The organism is Vibrio sp. 1751, from assembly GCF_033339895.1.
GTDB classification, from domain to species: Bacteria; Pseudomonadota; Gammaproteobacteria; order Enterobacterales; family Vibrionaceae; genus Vibrio; species Vibrio alginolyticus.
On the sequence record NZ_JAWOVM010000035.1, the window covers coordinates 1 to 24440 of the forward strand.

At 46.8% G+C, this 24440-nt stretch carries 20 protein-coding genes; 7 read left to right on the forward strand and 13 right to left on the reverse strand.

Features of this window, described 5'->3' with window-relative positions:
* Positions 1–38 precede the first annotated feature (38 nt).
* Positions 39–191: a hypothetical protein gene (locus R7041_RS12700; protein ID WP_005375418.1), complete on the forward strand. Its 153-nt coding sequence runs from the start codon at positions 39–41 to the stop codon at positions 189–191.
* A 112-nt stretch (positions 192–303) separates the two neighbouring features.
* On the opposite strand, the gene R7041_RS12705 is transcribed toward R7041_RS12700, so the two are convergent.
* The 7 genes from R7041_RS12705 to R7041_RS12735 form a co-directional block, all read right to left on the reverse strand.
* Positions 304–1353, reverse strand: coding sequence for a sensor domain-containing diguanylate cyclase (locus tag R7041_RS12705; RefSeq protein WP_206949064.1), 1050 nt, complete (start codon positions 1351–1353; stop codon positions 304–306).
* Between the two features lie 282 nt (positions 1354–1635).
* Positions 1636–2487: a carbenicillin-hydrolyzing class A beta-lactamase CARB-42 gene (locus tag R7041_RS12710; protein WP_005375420.1), complete on the reverse strand. Its 852-nt coding sequence runs from the start codon at positions 2485–2487 to the stop codon at positions 1636–1638.
* A 326-nt stretch (positions 2488–2813) separates the two neighbouring features.
* Entirely contained in the window at positions 2814–3380 is a 567-nt protein-coding gene (copI, locus tag R7041_RS12715) for a copper-resistant cuproprotein CopI (protein ID WP_064376773.1), read from the reverse strand.
* A gap of 76 nt (positions 3381–3456) precedes the next feature.
* Complete coding sequence (locus R7041_RS12720) at positions 3457–6624, reverse strand: efflux RND transporter permease subunit (RefSeq protein ID WP_186585169.1); 3168 nt, start codon at positions 6622–6624, stop codon at positions 3457–3459.
* A 2-nt stretch (positions 6625–6626) separates the two neighbouring features.
* A complete protein-coding gene (locus R7041_RS12725) occupies positions 6627–8345 on the reverse strand; it encodes an efflux RND transporter periplasmic adaptor subunit (protein ID WP_186585171.1) in 1719 nt (572 codons plus the stop codon).
* A 146-nt stretch (positions 8346–8491) separates the two neighbouring features.
* Positions 8492–9883 (reverse strand): TolC family protein, encoded by a 1392-nt coding sequence (locus tag R7041_RS12730; protein ID WP_186585173.1) that lies wholly within the window; start codon positions 9881–9883, stop codon positions 8492–8494.
* Positions 9884–10018: 135 nt separating this feature from the next.
* Entirely contained in the window at positions 10019–10441 is a 423-nt protein-coding gene (locus R7041_RS12735) for a hypothetical protein (protein ID WP_017635236.1), read from the reverse strand.
* 315 nt (positions 10442–10756) lie between these two features.
* On the opposite strand from R7041_RS12735, the gene fdhF reads away from it, so the two are divergent.
* Entirely contained in the window at positions 10757–14995 is a 4239-nt protein-coding gene (fdhF, locus tag R7041_RS12740) for a formate dehydrogenase subunit alpha (RefSeq protein WP_258512564.1), read from the forward strand.
* A gap of 391 nt (positions 14996–15386) precedes the next feature.
* On the forward strand, positions 15387–15758 hold the full coding sequence (locus tag R7041_RS12745) for a hypothetical protein (RefSeq protein ID WP_005375433.1): 372 nt from the start codon (positions 15387–15389) through the stop codon (positions 15756–15758).
* Between the two features lie 109 nt (positions 15759–15867).
* Here R7041_RS12745 and R7041_RS12750 read toward each other — a convergent pair whose 3' ends face one another.
* From R7041_RS12750 to R7041_RS12765, 4 genes are all read right to left on the reverse strand, one after another.
* The gene (locus tag R7041_RS12750) at positions 15868–16965 is read right to left on the reverse strand and encodes an ABC transporter permease (protein ID WP_017635233.1); all 1098 of its coding nucleotides are present in this window, start codon (positions 16963–16965) and stop codon (positions 15868–15870) included.
* Positions 16965–17891: an ABC transporter ATP-binding protein gene (locus tag R7041_RS12755; RefSeq protein ID WP_047101669.1), complete on the reverse strand. Its 927-nt coding sequence runs from the start codon at positions 17889–17891 to the stop codon at positions 16965–16967. The genes R7041_RS12750 and R7041_RS12755 overlap by 1 nt, the downstream gene beginning before the upstream one ends.
* 4 nt (positions 17892–17895) lie before the next feature.
* Complete coding sequence (locus R7041_RS12760; RefSeq protein ID WP_373921001.1) at positions 17896–18846, reverse strand: HlyD family secretion protein; 951 nt, start codon at positions 18844–18846, stop codon at positions 17896–17898.
* 207 nt (positions 18847–19053) lie between these two features.
* A complete protein-coding gene (locus tag R7041_RS12765) occupies positions 19054–19845 on the reverse strand; it encodes a PhzF family phenazine biosynthesis protein (protein ID WP_186585177.1) in 792 nt (263 codons plus the stop codon).
* Between the two features lie 187 nt (positions 19846–20032).
* On the opposite strand from R7041_RS12765, the gene R7041_RS12770 reads away from it, so the two are divergent.
* Complete coding sequence (locus R7041_RS12770; RefSeq protein WP_047101665.1) at positions 20033–20566, forward strand: YbhB/YbcL family Raf kinase inhibitor-like protein; 534 nt, start codon at positions 20033–20035, stop codon at positions 20564–20566.
* 19 nt (positions 20567–20585) lie between these two features.
* Complete coding sequence (locus tag R7041_RS12775) at positions 20586–21365, forward strand: helix-turn-helix domain-containing protein (protein ID WP_170890025.1); 780 nt, start codon at positions 20586–20588, stop codon at positions 21363–21365.
* A 36-nt stretch (positions 21366–21401) separates the two neighbouring features.
* Here the strand turns inward: R7041_RS12775 and arsB are convergent, their stop codons facing one another.
* Both arsB and R7041_RS12785 read right to left on the reverse strand, forming a co-directional pair.
* A complete protein-coding gene (gene arsB / locus R7041_RS12780) occupies positions 21402–22457 on the reverse strand; it encodes an ACR3 family arsenite efflux transporter (protein ID WP_005385145.1) in 1056 nt (351 codons plus the stop codon).
* A gap of 85 nt (positions 22458–22542) precedes the next feature.
* Complete coding sequence (locus R7041_RS12785) at positions 22543–22884, reverse strand: ArsR/SmtB family transcription factor (protein WP_005375451.1); 342 nt, start codon at positions 22882–22884, stop codon at positions 22543–22545.
* A gap of 270 nt (positions 22885–23154) precedes the next feature.
* On the opposite strand from R7041_RS12785, the gene R7041_RS12790 reads away from it, so the two are divergent.
* Positions 23155–23739 carry an NAD(P)H-dependent oxidoreductase gene (locus R7041_RS12790; protein WP_054578681.1) on the forward strand — a complete coding sequence of 195 codons (585 nt, stop codon included), beginning with the start codon at positions 23155–23157 and terminating at the stop codon, positions 23737–23739.
* A gap of 167 nt (positions 23740–23906) precedes the next feature.
* A complete protein-coding gene (locus R7041_RS12795) occupies positions 23907–24272 on the forward strand; it encodes a winged helix-turn-helix transcriptional regulator (RefSeq protein WP_005375456.1) in 366 nt (121 codons plus the stop codon).
* Positions 24273–24440: the final 168 nt, after the last annotated feature.

Here is a 24440-nt window from a genome sequence, read left to right on the forward strand (position 1 = left end):
GACTTAGTGTCTTAATCTAAACAAACAAGGTATTCAATATGTTTTCAATCGGTGACGTAGTAGTAGCGACTAAAGGTATCGATCTTGGCGAAATGGTTGTTACAGGTTTAAGCAGTGGCGGTTTTTACACACATGTAAAAGCAGGCGAAAAAACACTAACTTACCCAGCTAAAGATCTTAAGAAAGCATAATTAAATTTGCTCATTCTTATTTTTAACTGGCTTAAAGTTCGTATTAGTTATTTTAAGCGGGTTAGAATCGATAAAAGGTAGCGCAATGAGTCGCTACCTTTTTTTATTTTTTCTACCTTTCTTCACCAATATGAAACTCAACGCGATTTCTTCCAGTTTCTTTTGCCTTGTAAAGTGCTAAGTCGGCGCGTTTAACTAATGGTTCAAATGAGTCGTCGAGACGACAGACTTGAGTTACCCCAATACTCGCGGTGAAGCTCATATCACAACCTGAATGTTGAACGGTCGTCGTTTCTAGTGCATTACGAATCGTTTCTAATGTGTCTAGAGCTTGCTGTGATGAGCGACTTCTTAATACGATGGCAAACTCTTCACCGCCAACTCTGGCAAGTAAGTCACAATCAAGTAGATGACTTTTAATAGTATTAACTGCATGGATCAGTGATTTATCGCCTGCGTCATGACCAAGTCGGTCATTGAGGCTTTTAAAATTGTCGAGATCTAAAATAGCAACATGGAAGTCAATGCCCTGGGTTCGGTATTCATTTAGGCGGCTTTCGATTTGTCGCATGAACTCTCTGCGGTTTGGAATACCTGTTAGATCATCCGTCGTGGCGAGGTGCTCCATCTTCATAATCTGTATATGAAGGGCAATGTTTAAAGCAATCCAATTAGCGATGCACTGAAGCTGTGCCGCTTGTTCGTTTGTGTAAATGTGCGTTTGATGATGCGCAACATTAAGCGTTCCTAGGCAGACTTTACCGTGCATTAAAGGCGCGTCCATACACGTACCCATACCATTGGATGCGAGCATCATACAATCGATCTCATCAGATTGCGTAACATCATCGCAGATCATCAGTTGTTGCTTTTTGAACACTCGGCCAACAAACGCTTGATGAATGGGCACTAAAAATTCAGCGGGAATCGCTTTACTACCAGAGAAAGAGTAGACCTTTAGATGATCATTGTTTTCATAAAGTGTGATACTCGCACGGTCAGAATTAAATATACGATTTATCCATTCTGCCACCGTATCAAGTACTTGCTGTAGTGTTTCCGATTGAGCTAAAAAGTGAACAAACCCTATCGGCATACATATCGGACTTTCCATGTTTTGCATCGATAAGTCATCAGGGTTAAAAGTTCTTTCAAGTCTCAATAGACATCTCCTTGGCAATGTTGCAAATACCAACAATAAATTACGTGAAGCTATTTTGTAGAAAATGTGCTTCTTGGTAAGAGTATGGTTTAATTATCGCCGTTTGTGTGCATTTGGTTGCTTAATGTGGGCGTTAACTCACCCTAAATAAGTAAATCTTATACCTATTTATAAGTAAGTCATTACTCAATAAGTGGTGTTTTTAAGATGGAAGTACAGAATGAGCCCTTCTGGAAGAGAAGGGCTAGAAAAGGATACAAATGGGGTCAGGTGAGTAGAGACTTAATTGTCTTTGTACTTTTGTAAAATCAACTGACTTATCTGCGCAACGAGCTGGTCCCTAGCTTGAAGTGAGAGCTCGGTTTCTGTGACATAAATACTAATGTAAACAGGTCGATGATTTTCCTTCCATATAATCGCGTTAATGCCACGCGAACCATGACCACCCGCACCAGAACGGTCTGCAATAGACCAACCTGTTGGTAATACAGAACGCATTAACGAGTCTGAAACTTTGTTGTCCTGCATCCAGATTTTTAATTGTACACGAGACTCATAAGACAACGTTTCGCCTTCGACCAAAGTTCGAAGAGTGTTTAGTATGGCGTTAGGTGTGGTTGTGTCGCGGCTGTCGCCTGGTGTGGCTTCGTTCAAGCGAGGTTCTATTCTGTCTAGGCGCGTTGCTTTATCTCCAATTGTTCGCAGAAACATTGTTACGGCTTTAGGGCCGCCAATTTCATTTAATACCAAGTTGGCTGCAGTATTATCACTCATTAACATAGCGGCTTCACACGCGTGCTCTATGCGTGTGTTTTGGCCTGCGAGCTTATCCATCACTGGAGACCATACAACGATACTGCGCTCATCGACTTTTGCGGTCGCATTCTTACTTAGCTTACCGCTGTCCATATCACTTAGCATTTTGGCACAAGCTAGGGTTTTGAATGTGCTCATGAGTGGGAAGCGTTCATCGCCACGGTAGTCCCAACGCTCGTCTGCTTGGGTATCCCAAACTGACACCCCAATTCTGCTTGAGGTTTGTTGCTCGAGGAGAGAAATGTCCTCATTCAGTTGGGACGCGTAACTTAGGGTTGAGCAAACCATTAGCCCAGCCAACAAAAATAACTTTTTCATGGATCGTGTTCTTCAATTTTAGTTTTAGTTCGCACCGTAGCGATGTCACGTAAACTATAACGAGCCAATACTCTAAACACTGTTAAATCTATGTCTATTTTATGTAGGATTCTTTGCAATACGCTAATACGGTCTCAATATGAGGAGAAGAGTGTTGCTATCAAGGCCCGTAGTTTGGCTTATATATTACGTCGGTGATTCGGTCATAAAAATATCTTAGCGTGAGACACTGGCTCAGAATTTCTTATCATGAGCTAACGAATAGTTTGATCCAGAGAAATAAAAGGAGCTGAATCATCAGCTCCTTTGTCTAGTTGGATAATTACTTACAGTTCAATCTTTTTAACCATGCCCGATTCTGCATGGCCCGGAATGTTGCACGCGAACTCAACCTTGTTGTCACCGTGGAAGTGCCACAGTAATTGCTTCGCTTTACCTGGTTCTACCGTAACTGCGTTGCCTGAGTCATGCATGTGATCGCCACTCATTGTCTTCATCATTTCGCGATGTTCTAGCTGCTCTTTAGCCGAACCAATCGTAAACTCGTGGTTGATCTTACCGGTGTTCATGACCACAAATTGCACCACATCGTTTGGCTCAATTTTAACGTCTTTTTTGAACTTGATGGTCATGTCATCACCCAAGATAACGTGTACCACCTTGTCTGGCTTTGCCCCTTTTGCTGGCATACCAACTGCCGACATGCCCGGCATATCCATCATGTTTGAATGGTCCATTTTACTGTGGTCCATCTTCATGCTGCCGTGGTCCATATTTTCATGCTTCATGTTGCTATGATCCATGTTCGCGTGGTCCATGTTTGAATGATCCACTTGGGCAAACGCAGTCGTTGTTGTTAGGGCTAGAGCAAGAGTGATTAGTGTCTTTTTCATTTTTATATCCTTGTTTTAATTCATTATTAACTTGGTTGCTTCCCCTCAAACGGCATGTTTGAGAGGAAGGTAGGGGTTAAGCCTTGTTGTTTACATCACTAGCTTGGTGATTAGTTGCATTGCTTTGGCGCAACTCACGTTGTTTCCACAGCTTGAAGATGGCTGGAAGCACCAACAGCGTCAGCAGCAGTGCTGATGCCATACCACCAATCATTGGTGCGGCGATACGTTGCATTACTTCTGATCCTGTCCCTTCGCCGTACATGATCGGAATCAGACCAATAATGACCGTCAGTACCGTCATCATTACTGGGCGAACACGTAGGCCTGCACCTTCACGAATGGCATCAGTTAGGTCTTTCGCCTCAAGCTTCTGTTGGCTCTCTTCTGCATCGAGTTTTTTGTAGTGCCACGCTTGGTTGAGGTAGACGAGCATGATGACCCCAATTTCAACCGCGACGCCTGCTAGGGCAATAAAGCCGACCCCAACGGCAATCGAGAAGTTGTAGTTGAGGATATGCATGAGCCACAAACCACCAACCATAGCGAGTGGTAGGGTAAGCATGATGATCATCACTTCACCGACACGACGGAAGCTGAAGTAAAGCAGCAGCATAATGATGGCGATGGTGATTGGTACCACGACACTCAAGCGATCTTTCGCACGCTCCATGTATTCGTATTGACCAGACCAAGCCAGCGAGTAACCCGCAGGAAGTTCTAGTTGATCGGCCACGACTTGCTGTGCTTCCACTACGTAAGAGCCAAGGTCACGACCATCGATGTCGACAAATACCCAGCCGTTTGGACGCGCGTTTTCTGTCTTGATCATCGGAGGGCCGTCTTCGTAACGAATGTCCGCTACATCAGCCAGCGCAATACGAGCGCCATTTGGTGTCACCAATGGTAGGTTTTGCAGTTTAACCACTGAATCTCGGTAGTCTTGTGGGTAGCGAACGTTGATTGGGTAACGCTCCAAGCCTTCAATGGTTTCACCCACATTCATACCGCCCACCGCAGTGGAGATCACTTGCTGAACGTCTTTGATGCTTAAGCCATAACGCGCTGCGGCACGACGTTTAATGTCGATCGTGACATAACGACCACCTGCTACACGTTCTGCATAAACCGATGCCGTGCCTTGTACGCCGTTAAGAATTGGCTCCAACTGAGAACCGATCTTCTCAATCACTTTCAGATCGGGTCCGGAGATCTTAATGCCGATAGGGGTTTTGATGCCCGTTGCCAACATGTCGATACGCGTTTTGATCGGCATTACCCAAGCGTTAGTAAGACCAGGGAACTGAACCAGCTTGTCGAACTCTTTGCGCAGTGACTCGGTTGTTACCCCTTCACGCCATTGGTCGCGTGGCTTCAACTGAATCACGGTTTCAATCATGGTGAGTGGCGCTGGATCGGTTGCAGTTTCAGCTCGGCCAATCTTGCCCCATACGGTTTTCACTTCTGGAACGGTTTTGATCAGCTTGTTGGTTTGTTGTAGAAGCTCGCGTGCTTTACCAATTGAGATACCCGGATAGGTTGTTGGCATGTACATCAAGTCCCCTTCATCCAGCGGAGGGATGAACTCGCTACCCAGTTTACTGGTTGGGTAGTAAGCCGATGCCATCAGACCTAATGCGATAACAATCATGGTCTTAGGGTATTTTAAGCTGGTGTTCAACAGCGGACGGTACAACGCGACCAAGCCACGGTTAACTGGGTTTTTGTGTTCCGGTAACACCTTACCGCGAATGAAGTAGCCCATAAGAACAGGGACGAGTGTGATTGCCAAACCTGCTGCCGCTGCCATTGCGTAAGTCTTAGTGAACGCAAGCGGCGAGAACATCTTGCCTTCTTGGCCTTCTAAGGCGAACACTGGTACGAAGCTAAGAGTGATGATAAGCAACGAGAAGAACAGCGGTGCGCCGACCTCTTCTGCGGCTTTGCCGATTACTTGCCAGCGGTTCTTGTCGGTCAATGGCGTTCGTTCAATGTGCTTGTGAACGTTTTCAATCATTACGATTGCCCCATCCACCATGGCACCGATGGCAATTGCAATACCACCCAAGGACATGATGTTGGCGTTGATGCCTTGCCAATGCATTACGATAAACGCAGTGAGAATGCCAACCGGTAGGCTCAGAGCGATAACCAACGAAGAACGAATGTGGAATAAGAATAACGCGCACACAATCGCAACGACAATGAACTCTTCTGCAAGCTTCTTCCATAGGTTTTCTACCGCTGAATCGATAAGGGTAGAGCGATCGTAAGTTGCAACAATTTCCACGCCTTCTGGCAGGCTGCGTTGTAGGTCTGCGAGTTTGTCTTTGACTTTCGCAATCACTTCACTGGCGTTTTCACCAAAGCGCATCACGATAACGCCACCTACCGCTTCACCTTCGCCATTCAGCTCTGAGATACCACGGCGCATTTGTGGGCCAAGGTTAATGTCTGCGATGTCTCCTAATAGCAACGGCGTGCCTTTCTCGGTGACTTTTAGAGGCAGTGATTTGATGTCTTCAATGCTGGTTAGGTAACCCGTGGTACGAACCATGTGTTCGGCTTCCGCAACTTCGATAACGGACGCGCCGGTTTCTTGGTTACCGTTTTGGATTGCCATGTTCACTTGTTGCAAAGTGAGGTTGTACGCACGCAGTTTGGCAGGATCAATCTGCACTTGATACTGCTTCACCATACCGCCCACGGTAGCGACTTCAGAAACGCCATCAACGGTTTGCAATTCGTATTTCAAGAACCAGTCTTGCAGGCTGCGAAGATCCGCCAAATCATGCTTGCCGGTTTTGTCTTGTAATACGTAGCTGTAAACCCAGCCCACGCCCGTTGCATCAGGACCTAGGGTTGGTTTTGCGTTCGGTGGCAGCTTTGGTGCTACTTGGCTTAAGTACTCCAACACGCGCGAACGTGCCCAGTACATGTCGGTATCATCGTTGAAAATGATATAAACGTAAGAGTCACCAAAGAAGGAGTAACCACGAACTGTCTCAGCACCCGGCACGGCAAGCATGGCGGTGGTGAGTGGGTAAGTGACTTGATCCTCGACGACTTGAGGAGCCTGACCCGGATAGCTTGTCTTGATGATCACTTGCACATCAGAAAGATCCGGAATCGCATCAACAGGCGTATTCTTTACACTGTAAAGTCCGCCTAATACAAGGGCTAAGGTCGCGACCAACACTAGGAATCGGTTGCTCAGTGACCAACGAATAATAGCATTGATCATAATTAACCCTCGACGGCTGTTGTTGCAGGAACTAGCTGTTTAAGAACGTAGTCAGAACCTTGTTTTTCAACTAGAAACCGAACTTTCTGTCCTTCTTCAAAACCCGATAGATCAACGTCTTCACCCACAGAGAAGTTCATCTCGCCTGCATCCCAGTTCCATTCTGCAACCGGTAGGTGGTTTAAGGTGATCATGCCAAAATCAGCCATCAGCATGCTAATGTCACCAGTTAGCCAAACTTCTGCGGCAATGACGCTGTTGTCTGCCTTATACTCGATGATTTGGTACTGACCGGACTCCGTCTTTTGCATTTCAAATTCGATAGCCTGACCTTTTTTCAAGTCACCCATTTCAACGCCATCTGCGAAAGTGAAGTTCATTACCATGCCCGGCCAATCCCATTCTGGTACAGGTTGGTGGTTGATGGTCAGCATGCGGTGATCTTTCATTACGTCTGTGATTTCACCTTTGGCCCATGCTGTTTCTGCCGCTGCTTCTACACCATTGATGCGAGACAGATCCGCCGACTGGCTTGATTCAGAATCGAGCATGAAGTGAGATGAAGTAACGATCTTATCGCCTTGTTTAAGTCCTTGTAATACTTCGATTTGTTCGCCAGCTTCACGGCCAACTTCAATTCGAGCGGAGCGATATTTGCCTTCGCCCTCAGCTAGAACAACGCGAGTCATACCACCAGAGCGGATAACAGATGATTTAGGAATCGTTAACACTGCGTCGTCAGTAACAGGCTGCAAGGCAATATTGGCGAACATGTTTGGCTTCAATGCGCCATCTGGATTAGGGAATTTAAGACGCACACGCAACGTACGTGTTTTCGGATCAAGGATTGGGTACACGTAATCGACAACACCTTGCCATTCATTGCCCGGAATCGCGTCAAGGGTCATCGTGGCTTGAGAACCCGCTTTCATCCAGTGCGCTTGACGCTCAAAGACTTCTGCATCAACCCAAACATTGTCCAAAGGACCTGCACTGATCACCGCTTGAGCAGGGGACAAATAGCCACCTTCACGCACGTTTAAGCTCGCGATAACGCCATCAGCAGGCGCTTTGATTTCAATGGTTTGCGATGCTTTACCACTACGAGTAATGGATTTGATTTGAGCACGGTCAACCCCAAGCGTTACCAAGCGCTCGGTCGCGCCTTTTTCAAGACCTTTGCGGCCAGTGCGGTACGCATTCAGCAATTCTTCTTGTGCTTTAACCAGTTCTGGAGAGTAGAGCGTGAACAGCACATCGCCTTTCTTCACTTTCTCACCCACGGCATTGATGTAGAGTTTTTCTACCCAACCCGCCACACGAACGTTGGTTTGCCATAACAGACTTTCATCAAAGGCAATATAGCCAACCGTTTCGATGCGTGGTGATAGCTGTTGTAGTGTCGCGTTTGCGGTTTTAACCCCGAGGTTGTTCTCTACTGAAGGGTCAATAGTCACTGTACCCGGTGCGTCTTGTTCACCGGATAGGTCTTCTGCGTAAACCGGAATCAAATCCATGCCCATTGGGGACTTACCCGGCTTGTCGCGTTTGTAGTTCGGATCCATTGGGGCAACCCAGTAAAGCGGATCATTAGAGCTTGCAGCAGACTCGCCACCCATCGCACTCATGTCATGAGTTGAGCCCGTAAGAAAATGATTAGCACCAAACCCTAAAGCACCACCAACAATCAGCGCGATGGTTGCAATTTTTAATGTTTTCATTGTTTTACCTTATTTTCCCCTTCACATTTGACGCTACAGCGTTGTTGCCTGCTCTCGTTCACCCAAATCACATAGAGGATCTATGCTCATGGGATTCTCTCGTTTGCCGCCTAACTGCAGCCCCAACTGTCTTGGGGAATCACAAATTAATATGTCGAAATAGAGCGAGCTTCCGGTGAAGCCACTTGGTAGTCGAAACCACCGAGTAGGGTGGCTAAATTGCTGTTTGCGATGTTGAGATCGGTCAGTAGACGTTGTTGCTCTAATTGCAGAGCCAATTCGTCAGTCGTGGCAGAAATCACATCGTTAAACTGCGCTGTGTTGTTTTGATAACCCCGCTCAACGGCTTGAATGCGCGCTTTCGCTTGAGGCAATAAGGTGGATTGATAACGTTCTAAACGCTGGGTTAAGTTGCCGCGATCAACTAGCAAAGTGTTCACCTTGGCATTCATCTGCGTTAGTAAGGTGTCCTTTTGTGATTGTGCCGCGCCAACTTGGTATTGAGCGGCCGCGAGATTACGATCTTGGCGGTCACCCGTAAACAACGGAATGTCCATGGTGAGGTAAGCGCTAACCAAATCAGAGGCGGGCTCACCCATCATGTTGTCGGCTTGGCGGTAGGCGTACATTACTTCGACGCCAAATTGTGGGTTGTAGGCTTGCTCAGCAATTTCCACCTGCGTTTTATTGGCAGAAATGCTGACGTCGGCCATCTTAACCATCGGGTGTTGGCTGAGTTGCTGATAATGCTTGGTGGAACCCTGGCTGGCAGCAAGTTTGCTGTTCAGTGTGTCCCAATTAAGTTGATTGCTCGCGTGCAGAGCCTCTTCGTTCGCCAACCAATCTGACCCCAACCATTCGGAGAGTTGAGAGATAAGACGACGTTGCATTTGTGCATTGGCTTGCAGTTTCTCATCCAACTTGCTGACTTGAAGTTGGGCGTTGAGCAGATCTTGCGCTTCACTCTTACCAATCGAATAGTTGGTTTGAATAAAGCTTTCCATTTCCTTCATCAACTTGCGGTTCTCAAGCATGATTTGCTCCGCGCGTTGCTGGTAACCAAGTTCTAACCAAAGTTGAGTCATGCTGTTGGCTACCTCAAGCTCACGAGCATGGACTTGAAGCCCAAGGCCGTCAGCTTGTTGATTGGCTTTCTTCTGCTGTAAATCAAGCGTAGAGCCACGCTCAAATTGTTGCATTAAACCAACGGAGATGTTGGTCATTGGGTCTTCATCGAATTTGAAGCTGTCGACAGGTAAGCCACCAAAACCCACTTTCAGTTTTGGGTCCATCAAGGTCGCACTCGCGACACCCGTTTCACGCATGGCAGCAGATTGCGCTGAGTATTGCTTACGATTGCCATCGTTACTCAAAGCGACGTTGATCAGTTGGGCAAGCTTGGTCGTTGAATCTCGCTCACTTGATGCGGAATTTTGCGCTGCGTGCGTCTCTTTACCAGCGGCGTTAACCAAGGTTGGCACAGCGACCAGAGCCACCATAAAAATAGGTGCAGCTAAGCGGTATGGTTTGATATCCATAATCTAAATCCAGTGTTCGCCGGATCGATGGAGGTGCGGATTTTATTGCGGGAACAGTAAAGCCTTGTTACCTCATCGTTCAGGCGCATTAAAACAACCTGCGATACACGCGCAGGGTCGAATGCTAGGATGGATTTAGGCTATAGGAGGTCGGTACAGGTCGCGGCTGACGTGTACGACTGGGGAAGCAACTTCAGGAGTAATAGTTGCGCGATAGACGACGGGCATTGGGCTATTGATAGGATTCGGTAGGGGGACGAAAACTATCGTACACGCAGCAGTACAGCAGGTATGAACCATGCCGGAGCCCCCACCACAGTTCATGCTGGTTTCTCTTGCATCGCCATCTTCGGACATAGAAGCGTCAGTCATGGAGACGTCCATCATGCCAGGCATACCGCAGTGTTCGCTGTCACTCATCATAGAAGGATGGTGAGCCATGCCAGTAGACATCATTTGAATATTCATCAACGGCTCACTGTTCGCCACACTAGATACCAATAGTACTAGCGTCGTGAAGAGAGTTAACCAGATTGTATGCAGCGATTTTAAGTGCATACCTTTTCCCATGTGTTTGATGAAAATGATGAAAACCCTTCGATTCTAAAGGTTAACCTAAGGGTAAGGTCAATCATTTATTACTCTTATTATCAAAATAGTCCACCCCTTCAGTTTTCGCACTTTCGAGGGAGTAAAACGTTTGTTAAACACCGAGTGTTGAAAGTTAGCGAAAGAAGCCCTCGCTTTTTATGACACGTGAAAAATGTGGTTTATAAGTTTTACATCACACTAACTTGTCTTACAAATGATTATCCTTATAGAATGCATGGTTTTACTTGTGCAGATTTGGATTTGCTTTGCTGCGGGGGTTGCATGATAGAAATCGTCATCGATGGAAAATATAGAATTGTAGAAGAGGGTCTAACCCTTTTAGAAGCAGCAAAAGTGTGTGGGGTCGAGATCCCATCGCTGTGCGGAATGAACAAAAGTAATGAAAAAGTACCGTGTGACTTGTGTGTAGTTGAAGTCGAAAGTGGCGGTACTAAGCGTGCGTGTGAGCTCGAAGTTTACCGCGGCCTTAATGTGGTCACGCAATCAGAACAATTAAGCGAGCACCGCAGAAAAGCACTCAACCGCATCATGACGGACCATTACGCCGATTGTGAAGCGCCATGTAAAACCGAGTGTCCTGCGGGCGTGGATATCCAATCGTACCTTTATCACATCGCACAGAACGACCATCAAAAAGCGATTGAAGTGATTAAGCGTACGCTGCCTATGCCGTTATCGATTGGCCGCGTATGCCCTGCATTTTGTGAGAGCGAATGTCGCCGTTCGCTAGTCGATGAGCCAATCGCAATTCGTCAGCTAAAACGTCATGCCGCGGATGCATATCTGTCTGCGCATGAAGCCTATGTGCCAGAAAAGAAACCAATTAAAGGGTTGAACATTGCCGTCGTCGGCAGTGGCCCTGGTGGTCTAACGGCTGGCTATTACTTATCGAACGAAGGCTACGACGTTACGGTTTTTGAATCCATGCCAAAAGCGGGCGGTTGGTTGCGTTATGGCATCCCAGAATACCGTTTGCCAAAAGACATTCTCGATAAAGAAATCGAACTGATGTGCCGTAATGGCATGCAAGTGCACACTAATCAAAAGCTGGGTGTGGATTTCACGCTTTCTCAATTGAGCGAAGAATACGACGCAGTGTGTTTGGCGGTCGGTGCGTCTCAAGCGGTTGAAATGCATTACACAGGCAGCGACCTTGAAGGTTGCTACTTAGGCGTTGATTACCTTAAAGATTACGTGACTGAGCAAAATTACGTTACGGGTCAGAAAGTCGCGGTGATCGGTGGTGGTAACACGGCAATTGACTGTGCTCGTACTGCGCGTCGTGCTGGTGCAGACACCACGTTGATTTATCGTCGTACCCGTGACGAAATGCCGGCAGAAGACTACGAGATTGTCGAAGCGGAACACGAAGGGGTGAAATTCCACTTCTTGACCAACCCTGCAGAAAACCTTGCCGATGAAACCGGACGCGTGAATGCGATTCGTCTAGAGCGCATGGCGTTGGGTGAGCCGGATGCATCTGGTCGTCGCAGCCCTAAACCAACTGGCGAGTTCTTTACCGAAGAGTTCGACACCGTGATTGCGGCAGTATCGCAAAAGCCAGATCTGAGCTTCCTCGAAGGCGAAGATTTGTCGATTCCACTTACGCGCTGGAATACTTCTGATGCAGATGAAAAGACCATGCACACTGGCACGGGCAACATCTTCAGTATTGGTGATTTCCGCCGCGGTCCTGCAACGGCAGTTGAAGCGGTGGGTGATGGTCGCGTTGCGGCAAAAGCCATTGACCTGTTTTTGAATGGCGATATGGCGGATATGCCAAAGGCGGCGTTCAACTCGCGCAAAGAGAAGAAACTCTCTCAAGTCGATCCGCTTCACTTCGAGAATATCCAAAAAGTCGCTCGCTCTATCATGCCAGAGCTGACTCCAACACAACGCGAGCAAAGCTTCGCTGAAGTGGAGTTGGGCTTTGATAACGAAGAAGCAATGAAGGAAGCCGCGCGCTGCCTTGAATGTGGCTGTCAGGCCAATACCGATTGTGCGCTACGTGACTACTCCACCGAATATGAAGCCGAGCAGAGCTTTGACTTCTCCTTGCAGATTAAATCGCATCAAGATTGGTTAGATCTTCGTGCGAAAGACTTGCGTCATAAGTACGAAGTTGACCGCAGCTCTGAGTTTATTGAGTTTGATGCTAACCGCTGTATTAGCTGTGGTCAGTGTATCCAAGCGTGTCGCGACAAAGCCGTGCACGGTGTACTGAACTTTGTGTGCGATAAACAAGGTCGTCCCGCATTACGTCCTGATGATCGTCCACACTTTGGAAGTAACAAGAATGGCTTAACCCTAATGGGCGATTCGAACTGCGTGCAATGTGGCGCGTGCGTTCAAGTGTGTCCAACGGGTGCGATGGTCGATAGTCGTGACCGTTCGCAAGGTCGTACTGAAGATCTGAAAGCGGTCGACACCATTTGTACATACTGTGGTGTGGGCTGTAAGTTGACTATGTTCGTGGACGAAGCAACCAATACGATTCGTTACGTGAAAGGCGGTGACTCGCCGGTGAATCAAGGCATGCTGTGTGTGAAAGGGCGCTTTGGTTTTGACTTCATTGGCAGTGAAGAGCGTCTTACCACGCCATTGATTCGTAAAGACGGTTGGTTGCAGCCTGCAAGTTGGGAAGAGGCGATTCAACTGATTGCAAGTAAGTTCTCTGGCATCAAGCAAGATTTTGGCAGCAACGCATTAGCGGGTTTCTCTTCAGCGAAAACCACCAACGAAGACAACTACGCGTTCCAAAAATTTGTCCGTCGTGAACTGGGCACCAATAACGTCGACCACTGTGCGCGTTTGTGCCACGCATCGAGTGTAACCGGTCTTGAGGCGTCACTGGGTAGTGGTGCAATGACCAACGACATTCCAAGCATTAAGCACTCGGATGTGATCTTTATTATTGGTTCGGATACCACATCGGCGCACCCGATCATCGCTTCACACATCAAACAAGCAATTCGTCACCACGGCGCTCGTTTGATTGTGGCTGACCCGAAACGTGTCGATATGGCAGAGCATGCTGAGTTGTACATGGCGCACCGTCCGGGTACGGATGTGATGCTCCTAAATGGCGTCATGCAGCAGATCATCAAGAACGGTTGGTACGATCAAGAGTACATCGAAGAACGTGTCGACGGCTTTGATACCTTGCTGCAAGAAGTAATGTCGCCAGCTTACAACCTCGATAAAGTGGAGTTGGTTACGGGCGTTAAAGCTGAAGACATTCAAGCAATGGCGCGTATGATTGGCACGGCAGATCGTACCGCTGTTTACTACTCAATGGGTATTACTCAGCACACGACAGGTCATGACAACGTGCGTTCTATCGCTAACCTGCAATTGCTGTGTGGCAACATCGGTATTGAAGGTGGTGGTATCAACCCGCTACGTGGTCAATCAAACGTGCAAGGCGCGTGTGATATGGGCGCGTTGCCAAACAGTTTCCCGGGCTACCAAAAGGTATACAACCCAATTGTGCGTCAGAAGTTTGCGATTGAATGGAACGCACCAAATCTGCCTTCTGAGCAAGGTCTAACCCTGACAGAAATCATTGATGCGGCTTGCCATCGTGACGTTCGTGGTATGTACATCATGGGTGAGAACCCAGTGTTGAGTGACCCGAACCAAGCGCATGTGATTGAAGGTTTAGAAACGCTCGACTTCTTGGTGGTTCAAGACATCTTCCTAACGGAGACTGCACAATACGCGGATGTGGTTCTGCCTTCTTGCTCGTTTGCTGAGAAAGCGGGTCACTTCACCAATACGGAGCGTCGTGTTCAACGCGTGAATCCGGTCGTAACGGCACCGGGTGAAGCGAAAGAAGATTGGTGGATTATCCAAGAGATCGCCAATGCAATGGGCAGTGATTGGGATTACCACTGCGTGTCTGATATCACTAATGAAATCGCACGAGTGACACCTCAATACGCGGGTCTTCGTTGGGATGCCATTACGCCAAACGGTGTGCAATGGCCGAGCAACAAGAACAACCCTGCGGGTACTCGCATCATGCACCAAACCCAGTTTACTCGTGGTAAAGGGCAAATGGTGGGTGTACCGTTCCGTTATGCGGCTGAGCTGCCAGATGAAGAGTACCCACTTGTGTTAACGACGGGTCGCGTACTTGAGCAGTTCCATACTGGAACCATGACGCGCAAAACCAAAGGGTTGGATAATCTTGCTGGCCCTCGTGCGATGGTGAGCGTGGAAGACGCAGAAGCGTTAGGTATCAGTAATGGTCAGCGTCTGACGGTATCTACACGTCGCGGGAGCATTGAGATTGATGCCTTTGTGACTAAGCGTATTCAAAAAGGAGTGGTGTTCATTCCATTCCACTTTGTTGAATCGCCAGTCAACCGTCTAACGACAACAGCGACTGATCCGCATGCGAAGATCCCTGAGTTCAAGGTCGCTGCGGTTAAAGTGGAAGTGAGCGAAAAGACAACGCAGACAGAGTCTCTCGAAGATAGTTACCAACACGTTTAAATTCGGCGAGTCACGTTGTTGTGGGCACTGACAATTTGAGCCTAGTTGATGGGCGGATAATCTACTCTTGATTTCCGCTCTCACTACATTCACTCGGATTGTCTTTTTCTTCAAACTCCTTTTACTTTTCTGTTATCACCGCGCTCCGGTTAGTTTTCCTTTCTTACTTCTTACTTCTTACTTCTTACTTCTTACTTCTTACTGTCTCTATGGCGTATTTTTGTTCAAGCCCATGATGAGAGTGCAATAAAGTTTGTTGTTGAGCTTGTCATAGAATTGACTGTCTCTGACTGTCCTCTGTTATTTGGGCAAGTTCTATAACCTAAACTTTGCTCGCTTCCTATACTGAATTAACGAAGCAAGATTTTTATAACAACAAGAGGAAGCTTGTATGACAAGAACAACCTCATTTGCACTCGTTTTATTACTTATGTGCGCATACTTTGGTTACAACCGTTATTATGTATACCCCCAGCAGTTGGAAACACAGGCGAAGTCCATGCTAATACAAATGGCAAATCGCGAAGAGTGGGTAGATGTGTTTGAGATGATGAATCGCGTAGACGCGCATAAGGGCCATTTGGAACTTGTTGCTGACGTGACATCCTCTGATGGTCAGCGTGCGTACAGTGAAGGTATTATCACGTACACGGATCGCGAAGGCGTTGTCTGTAAACAGGTAGTGTTCAACTTTAAAATAAACTCTTTGAAAAACTACAATATTTCCGATTTACGAGATTGTTCCTACGGTGAGTACTATTAATATTGTCTGAGAGTTGAGCTCGATAGCACAGTGTATGAATACACAAACAAAAAATAGCCCTTCGTTGGGGCTATTTTTGTTTTTAAGGAATGAACGCAATATCGTGGGATTAGTCGAGTGATTTTTTGAAGCGAAATGAAGCGACAATAAGGCCGATAACAGTGAATCCAAGTAACCAGACTGTATCTCGCCATAGCTCCATTAAATCTGCACCACGCAACACCACACCACGAATAATGCGCATAAAGTGAGTGGCAGGCAGGGCTTCTGAGATCCATTGTGCCGCGACGGGCATTCCTTCATAAGGGAACATAAATCCGGACAGAAGAATCGATGGCAAAAGAATAAACACCGTCATCTGCATGGCCTGAAGCTGTGTCGTCGCAATGGTGGATATCACCAAACCTAAGGTTAAACTCGCGGCGATAAACAGCAGCGTGCCAAACAGTATCTGACTAATGGCGCCGTTTATTGGCACGCCAAATATCCAGTGCCCCAATCCTAAAATGATAAACACCTGAATCAGACCAACAAAGATATACGGAATGATCTTCGCCACCATGAGTTCGATGGAGTGAATTGGCGTAGTAATCAGTAACTCTAAATTGCCGCGTTCTCGTTCTCGAACAATGGCTGCACTGGTGAACAAGATCATCGTCATGGTCAGAATCACGCCCAATAAACCAGGGACAATGTTCACCGCCGAGCGCCGACTCGGGTTGTAATACAGCGCAACTTCAAAGGTTTTGGTTGGGGCAGGGCGTATCTCAAAATCAAAATCCGTTAACGGCATGGTTTGTAGCGAGAGAATCGCAGAGCTGATCATGGTGTCTGAACCATCCACAATCCACTGTCCAAGCTCTCGACCTTGCACCATACGTTGGGTTAGGTCGCTAGGTAGAATTAAAGCCGCTCGCACCAAACCGTCTTGAATGGCTTGCTCGGCTTCTGAAGCGGTAGCAAAGGTTTCAACCACATCGACCACTTGCGTTACTTTAACGGACTCGGTAATCACGCGCCCGGCGGTACTGCCACTTTGATCAACGACACCAACGGGGATGTTACGAATATCCGTATTAATAGCGAAGCCGAACAGCAGAAGCTGAATTAGCGGGATCATCACGACCATGCCAAAGGTAATGCGGTCACGTGAAAGCTGACGGATCTCTTTGATCATCACCGCTTTCATACGGGCAATAGATTTCATCATTGGCGGCCTTCCCCCGTCACGCTGACAAACACATCTTCTAAGCTCGGGCGAGCAATGTTCATCTCGCAGCCCTCAAGCTCTGGAAAGGTTTGGGTTAACCATTCGATCGGTTGTTCGATGTGCTGGTGGATTAAAATGCGCAAGCGAATGCCGAGCTGTGCGGCTGAGCGTACCTCTTCGCGCTGAATGACTTTCTCTTTAAGCTCGCGTAAGTTATCCGCTTTGACTTCGACGATGTTAACGCCCATTTGCGCCATGAGCTCTTCTGGCTCACCATCGGCGCGGATTTCCCCGGCTTCCATAATGGCCAGACGATGACAGCGCTCTGCTTCGTCCATGTAGTGCGTTGTGACCAAAATTGTGGTGCCTTGGTCAGAGAGATCAAACAACTGCTCCCAGAAATCGCGTCGGTTCTCTGGGTCAACCGCAGATGTGGGTTCATCGAGAAACAACAGTTCTGGTTTGTGCATGGTGGCTGCGGCGAGAGACAAGCGTTGTTTCTGCCCGCCACTCATTCCGCCGACGCGCTGTTTACGTAGTTGGTCGAGACCGTAGGTGGATAGTTGTTCTTCGATGCGAGCTTTCAGAGCCTTGGTTTCCATACCAAAGATTTGTCCAATAAACTCAAGATTCTCTTGAACCGTCAGGTCATCATATAGGGAGAACTTTTGTGTCATGTAGCCAATCTTGAGGCGCAGAAGCTCTGATTGTTTTGGGATCTCTAGCCCAAGCACGTCCACGTTGCCCTCACTTGGGCTAAGCAAGCCCGTCAGCACACGAATGGTTGTCGATTTACCGCAGCCGTTAGGACCAAGAAAACCATAAATACTGCCTTTGGGCACATTAAGCGTGATGTTGTTGATGGCGGTGAAGTCACCAAACTTCTTCACTACATTTTCAGCTTGAATAGCGTATTCGGTCATTGGCTTACTCCACCAAATCCACTTGCGCTGGTATACCTGAAGGCAAGGATTGTGCTGAGTCTTGAAGGTCGACTTCTGCAAGGTACATCAAACGCGAGCGTTCTTCCTCGGTAAGCGCGAAATAACGCGTAAATGAAGGTTCAGTCGCAACCCAACGAACGGTGCCGCTATATGGTTGCTCAACGCCATCTACATGCACGTTAACCGTTTTACCCGGCACAAAATCGACTCGGTAGTTGGCTGGAACATAAACGCGAGCGTATGGGACGCGGCTTGCTTGTATTACAGCAACCACGCCATTGACAGGGACGCGTTCGCCAAGGTTAAACGGTAGGTTATCTAACAAGCCATCTCGCGTGGCCGTGATGGTGAGTTCTGCCAGTTTCTGTTCTTGCAGTGCCACATCGGCTTTTGCTGCCATGAGTGCGGCTTTCGCTTGTTCAATATCTTCAGGGCGAGAGCCAGCGGTCAGTTTGCTGAACTCTTCTTGTGAGGAGTCTAGCTCTGCACGGGCAGAATCTCTGGCTGCTAAAGCGGTGTCTTTCTCTGATTGGCTGATGAGTTTTTTGCGAACTAACTCCGCTTTACGTTGGTAGTTCTTTTGCGCTTCAACCAATTGAGCTTCCGCTCTGGCAACACGTGCTTGCGCTGCGGCAATGTCTTCTGGTCGCTCACCATTAGTCAATTTCAAAAGATAGGCGTCAGCCTTGGCTTGTTCGGCTACGGCGTGAGCTAAAACGGCTTCTTGGTTCTTTGTATCGAGCTGAACCAGCACTTCTCCTTCGGTGACTTGGCTGCCTTCCTTGATGGGTAGGGCACGAATTATCTCGCTAGAGGTGGCAGTAAAAGTTACGCGGTCACGTTCTAGTGTGCCAAGGGCTTGCTGTCCGTCATCTTTGGAACAAGCAGTTAAAAGAGTCAGGGCTAGGGTGCCAAGAATGATTCGCTTCATCATGCGACGCTTCCTCTAAGAAGGTGAGCTCGAACTCGTATCAAGCTATAGAAGAGTATGGGACTGCATTCAGTGTAACGTGAGTCAGTTTTGTCCGGCTAGGAAGTTAATTCCTTCAATATTCATCAATTGATTAATTATTGAAACTGGCTTTATCCTGCTGAAGCCGTGCTTTACTTGGCTCTTTTAAGTTGATTACATGAATATCATTTAAACAAAAATCTGGCCTTTCATGTAGAGCACGCCGTCGCCAGATACTCTTACTTGTTCGCCAGTAACTTCACAGTGCAAAATACCTCCGCGCTGAGAAGCTTGGTAAGCGACCAGTGACGTCTTGCCTAATTCTTCTGTCCAGAACGGTGCTAATCCAGCGTGAATCGAGCCAGTTACGGGGTCTTCGTCACCACCATTTGCAGGCCAAAAGTAACGAGATACAAAGTCTTGTTGATCGCCTTTCGCGGTAATGACCACATCGTAAGGAGCGAGTGTCTTGAGGTGCTCTGAACGGTATTGAACCTCAAGTACCTCCTGCTGGTTGCCGACCACCACGAAATACGCTTGAGGGCTAAGCAGTACGCGTTCCACATCGCAACTTAGGCCTTCAATCAATGCCGAGGGAATATCAGAAACGGCTTTTGGAGGACGAGCAGGGAACGTCATCTCGATCTTACCTTGCGCATTCTTCTCTACGGTGAGGGTTCCTACTTCCAGAGTATGAAATTCAATCGTGCCATTAATGCCAAGCTCATCAAACAGCACTAACGACGAGGCCAGTGTGGCGTGTCCACAAAAGTCGATTTCAGTTATAGGAGAGAACCAACGAATCTCATATCGGTTTGCGCCAATGGATTTTAGAAAAGCCGTTTCCGACAAGTTGTTTTCTGTCGCGATATTTTGCATCAATTCTGGGGCTAGCCATTCCTCTAACGGTACCACCGCTGCTGAGTTGCCTTTGAATTGCGTATCGGTGAAGGCGTCCACCACGTAGATATCCAATTCCATTTTCCTTCCTTATTCCGTGAGCGATTAATTAGCATAAACCAAGTGCAATTAAGAGAGTAAGAAGTTTGTGTTAGAATCTTAAAGTGTCAAAATTATAGATTATTTTGTGGTTTTTGATACTTACTGACAAAGATTCGGACTGCTGGGTATTTAGACTAGTGTTGAATTCATTGAAAGGAAGAAAAACATGAAAGCGATATACAAGTCAGTTTTGGTATTGAGTGTTTTTGCGGTCGGTTCTACCCATGCATTTGAACTCGTGAGTAGAGATATTCAAGAAGGCCACCCGATGGCGAAGACATTTGAATACTCTGGTTGGGGATGTGATGGCGGGAATCAATCACCACAATTGATGTGGAAAGAAGCTCCAAAGGGCACAAAAAGTTTTGCGATCACCGTGTATGACCCCGATGCACCAACAGGCAGTGGTTTTTGGCATTGGATAGCGTTTAATATTCCATCCACCGTTAGCGAGCTGCCTCGAGGCATTGATATGAACAAGTTAGGCGGCAAAGAATCTCGTATTGACTACGGCACAACGGGGTTCGGCGGCGCGTGTCCTCCAAAGAATGATGGGATGCATCGTTACCAGTTTACGGTGTGGGCATTGCCAACTGAAGAACTGAATTTGGATGAAAACACGCCACCAGCCATTGTAGGGTTTACTTTGAATAGTGTTGCTTTGGGTAAAGCGACATTAACCACGACTTACACGCGATAATTGAATATAAGGGGAGAGAATGGGTCACCAATATCAGGTTACGCTGTTTCGTGCGGAGCAGCAGCAGAAGCTTCGTAATGTCAGGGTTCACTCCCCAAGCCTTATTCAGATTGTTAAGGGGAGTAAACATCTTTTCTGGAAAGACGAAGTACTCGACATCCATCATCCAAATATCATGCTTTGTGAAGCAAATGCATCCCTAAATTTTGAAAATCTTCCTCTACAAGGGCGATTTCTTTCTCGAATGTTCAGTTTTCACTGTGTGCCTAGCGATGAAATGTTGGAGCTAAGCATGAGCAACGCATTAGGAAACTATGTACCCGTTGTTGAGATAGATAAAGCATTGCAAGCGACGTTAAATGCTTTGTTTTCGTTTGAGCGGGAAAGCTTAAGTGAAGCGACACAACGCTATTGGATTATGGGTCTATATCAGCAGCTAGCTGAGAGAGGGTTATTGCATCGGTTGTTCTCGAGTTCACATATCTCTTTTAGTCAGAAACTTAGTCGTTACTTATCGCGCTCTCCAGGGGAGGAGCATCCATTAGACATGGTCGCGGGGCACTTTGCTATGAGCCGAGCAACATTGATACGCAAACTGAAACAAGAAGGTACCCAGTATCGTGAAGTATTGGCAGAAGTGCGCCTAAATCACGCACTTTACTTGATGCAAAATGGCTCGTATAACGTTGCGCTGCTAGCACAGTTGTGTGGTTATCAGTCAGAGGGGCGTTTTAGCCAACGCTTTAAAAGTAAGTTCGGCCTAACGCCCAGCGAGTATATTAAAACGGTAGTGAGTTAATGTTTTACCGCTTTTGTATTTTTTGTGCTTTTTAGGTTAGCCATAATATTTGGCCTTCATTCGCAATGCTACATTCACCAAAGCAATCAACACAGGCACTTCGATCAGTGGACCAATGACACCAGCAAAAGCTTGGTCTGAGTTTAGGCCAAACACCGCGATAGAAACCGCAATTGCCAATTCAAAGTTGTTGCCTGTTGCCGTGAAAGCAATCGACGCGTTTTTGTCGTAGTCAATGCCCATTTTCTTACCAACGAAGAAGCTGACAAAGAACATCAACACAAAGTAGATAGCCAGTGGAATTGCTACACGGAATACATCCATTGGCAGTTCAAGAATCATTTCACCTTTCAAGCTGAACATCAGCACGATGGTCGCAAGCAGGGCGATAAGCGTAATTGGTGAAATGCGTGGGATGAATACGTCGTTGTACCATTGTTCACCTTTCGCAGCGACCAGCCATTTGCGGCTTAGGAAGCCCGCTAGGAATGGGATACCAAGGTAAATAAGAACGCTTTCCGCGATGTCCATCATCGAGATATCAACTACGAAACCTTCGTAACCAAAGACTGGTGGCAACACAGTGATAAACAACCATGCCATCACACTGTAAGTTACGATTTGGAAAGCGCTGTTTAACGCAACTAGGGCTGCGCCGTATTCTTTGTTACCACCACCGATATCGTTCCATACCAATACCATGGCAATACAACGAGCAAGACCGATCAGAATGATACCAACCATGTAACCCGGATGATCACCTAGGAAAGTCAATGCAAGGATGAACATTAAAATAGGGCCGACAATCCAGTTCATGACTAAAGACAGCGTGATCGCTTTTTTATCTTTCGTCACTGTACCTAGCAGGTTGTAGTTCACCTTTGCTAGCGGCGGGTACATCATCAAAATCAAACCAATCGCGAGCGGTACGTTCGTGCTGCCGACTGACATTGACTCATTCCACTCAGCAACTTGAGGGAATGCTGCGCCAATACCTACACCGATTGCCATTGCCACAAAAATCCACACCGTTAGGTAACGGTCCAAGAAGCTCATTTTGTCGCTGGCACTATTTAAAACTTGAGTAGTCATAGTGTTCTCTTATTCGTTTATCGTCGAAAGGCGATAGTTAAAGGTATAGTTTATCTCTGCACGCCTGACCAGCGTGCAAAGGGAATTAATCAAATAACTTGGAAAAGCCTAGATTGAACTGATCAAACGCGTCGCGTTGAATGCGGTAACACACCTTAGGTGGGTTTGGCTCGGCGCTGATAAAGCCTGCTTGCTTGAGAATACGCAAGTGCTCGGAAACAGTAGATTGCGCAAGACCCAGTTCAGAAACCAAATCACTGTTCAAACAACCGCCCATGGTATCGAGCGTGTGCAGGATATGCAGAATGCGCAAACGTGCTGGATGCGACAAAGCTTTTGCTTGCGCTGCGAGAGTTTGTTCTTTCTCGAGCTGTTGTTGTGTTGTCTGAAAAACAACTTCGCACGTGTCCTTGCACTTATCACTCATTCGCTGGCCTTAATAGTTAATCGTCGAATTGCGATAAAGTGTACGCCTGCTCTGTGGAAGATGCAACAACTCGATGAAAAAATTAATCGTAAAATAACGATGAATAAAAAATTGAAAAAATATATGTTTTAAAAACAGTGATATAATAAAAAATTAAGTAGGTTACTAAAAGTTAACTAATTGCACTATATTTCTAGGTTACCATAATAAACCACATCCGACGCACAATGGTTACTGCGTCATCTTGTGAACTTATTTAAAGGTAATCCCATGAGCAACGTACTGATCATCAATGCACACGAACCATCACCATATTCAGAAGGTCGTCTAAATGCTTCTCTTGTCGACAAAGCACAGACGTTTCTGCAAGCAAAAGGCCATGAGGTTCGCGTTGTGACAATGCAAGATGAGATCAACGTAGATGAGCAACTCGCACACTTTGAGTGGGCTGATCGCGTGATCATCCAAAGCCCAATCAACTGGATGTCTGTGCCTTGGTCATTCAAAAAATACATGGACGACGTGTTTACTGCGGGTATGGGCGGCGCACTATGTGCATTCGATGGCCGTAGCGCAGAAGAACCAAAGAAAAACTATGGTACAGGCGGCACTCAAACCAACAGCAAATACATGCTGTCACTGACATTCAACGCGCCAGAAGAATCGTTTGATGATGAGAACGAATACCTATTCCAAGGTAAAGGCGTGGACGATTTGATGTTCCACATGCACGCTAACTTCCGCTTCTTTGGTATGTCAGCATTACCTACATTCGCTTGTTATGATGTGATGAAGAACGCAGATATCGAAAACGATTTTGTTCGTTTCGAAGCTCACATTAACGAAAACTTCTAATCCTTTTAGAAAGATAGTGCGAACTGAATGATGAATTGAGATGGACTGCTGTACGCGGTCCATTTTTATTTGTTTGCGGCGAGGTGACGTTTTTATTACTCTAAAGCACTAAATGTATCTAGCTTACTTTTCGTTACCTAGATTAGGTGCGTATCTTGAGGTGTATTGTGGAAAGCAGAATCAGTGTAGATAGCAAAGGTCGTAAGTCAGTGGCGAACGTATGTGCGGAGCCATGTGCTATCGAGAAAGGGATGCGTTTAATTGGTGGTAAATGGAAAGGTTCTCTGATTTATCATTTGAAAGACGGCCCAGTTCGTTTCAATGACTTAGCACGCATGCTAGGCGGTGCAAGTAAAAAGATGATCGACCAACGTCTTAAAGAGCTAGAAGCGGAAGGTATGGTGGTGCGTAAAGTGATCAGCGACCGCCCAATTGCAGTCAGCTATGAACTAACAGAGTTCGGCCGTACCGCACTTAAGATTCTTGATGATTTGCGAATTTGGTCTGAAAAGCATCAAATTGAGCTTCGTTAAGACCAAAGTAGTTAATCGCAAACGTCACTCTCTTTTGAAAGCTGATTAACAATACATCGCCGTTTATACCCAAGTAACTTAGATGTGCTTCATTCAAATCGTAATTTGTTTCGTAAAACAACGTACTCTTTCGAGTCAGGCATATCGAAGCTACTTGAGCATAATCGT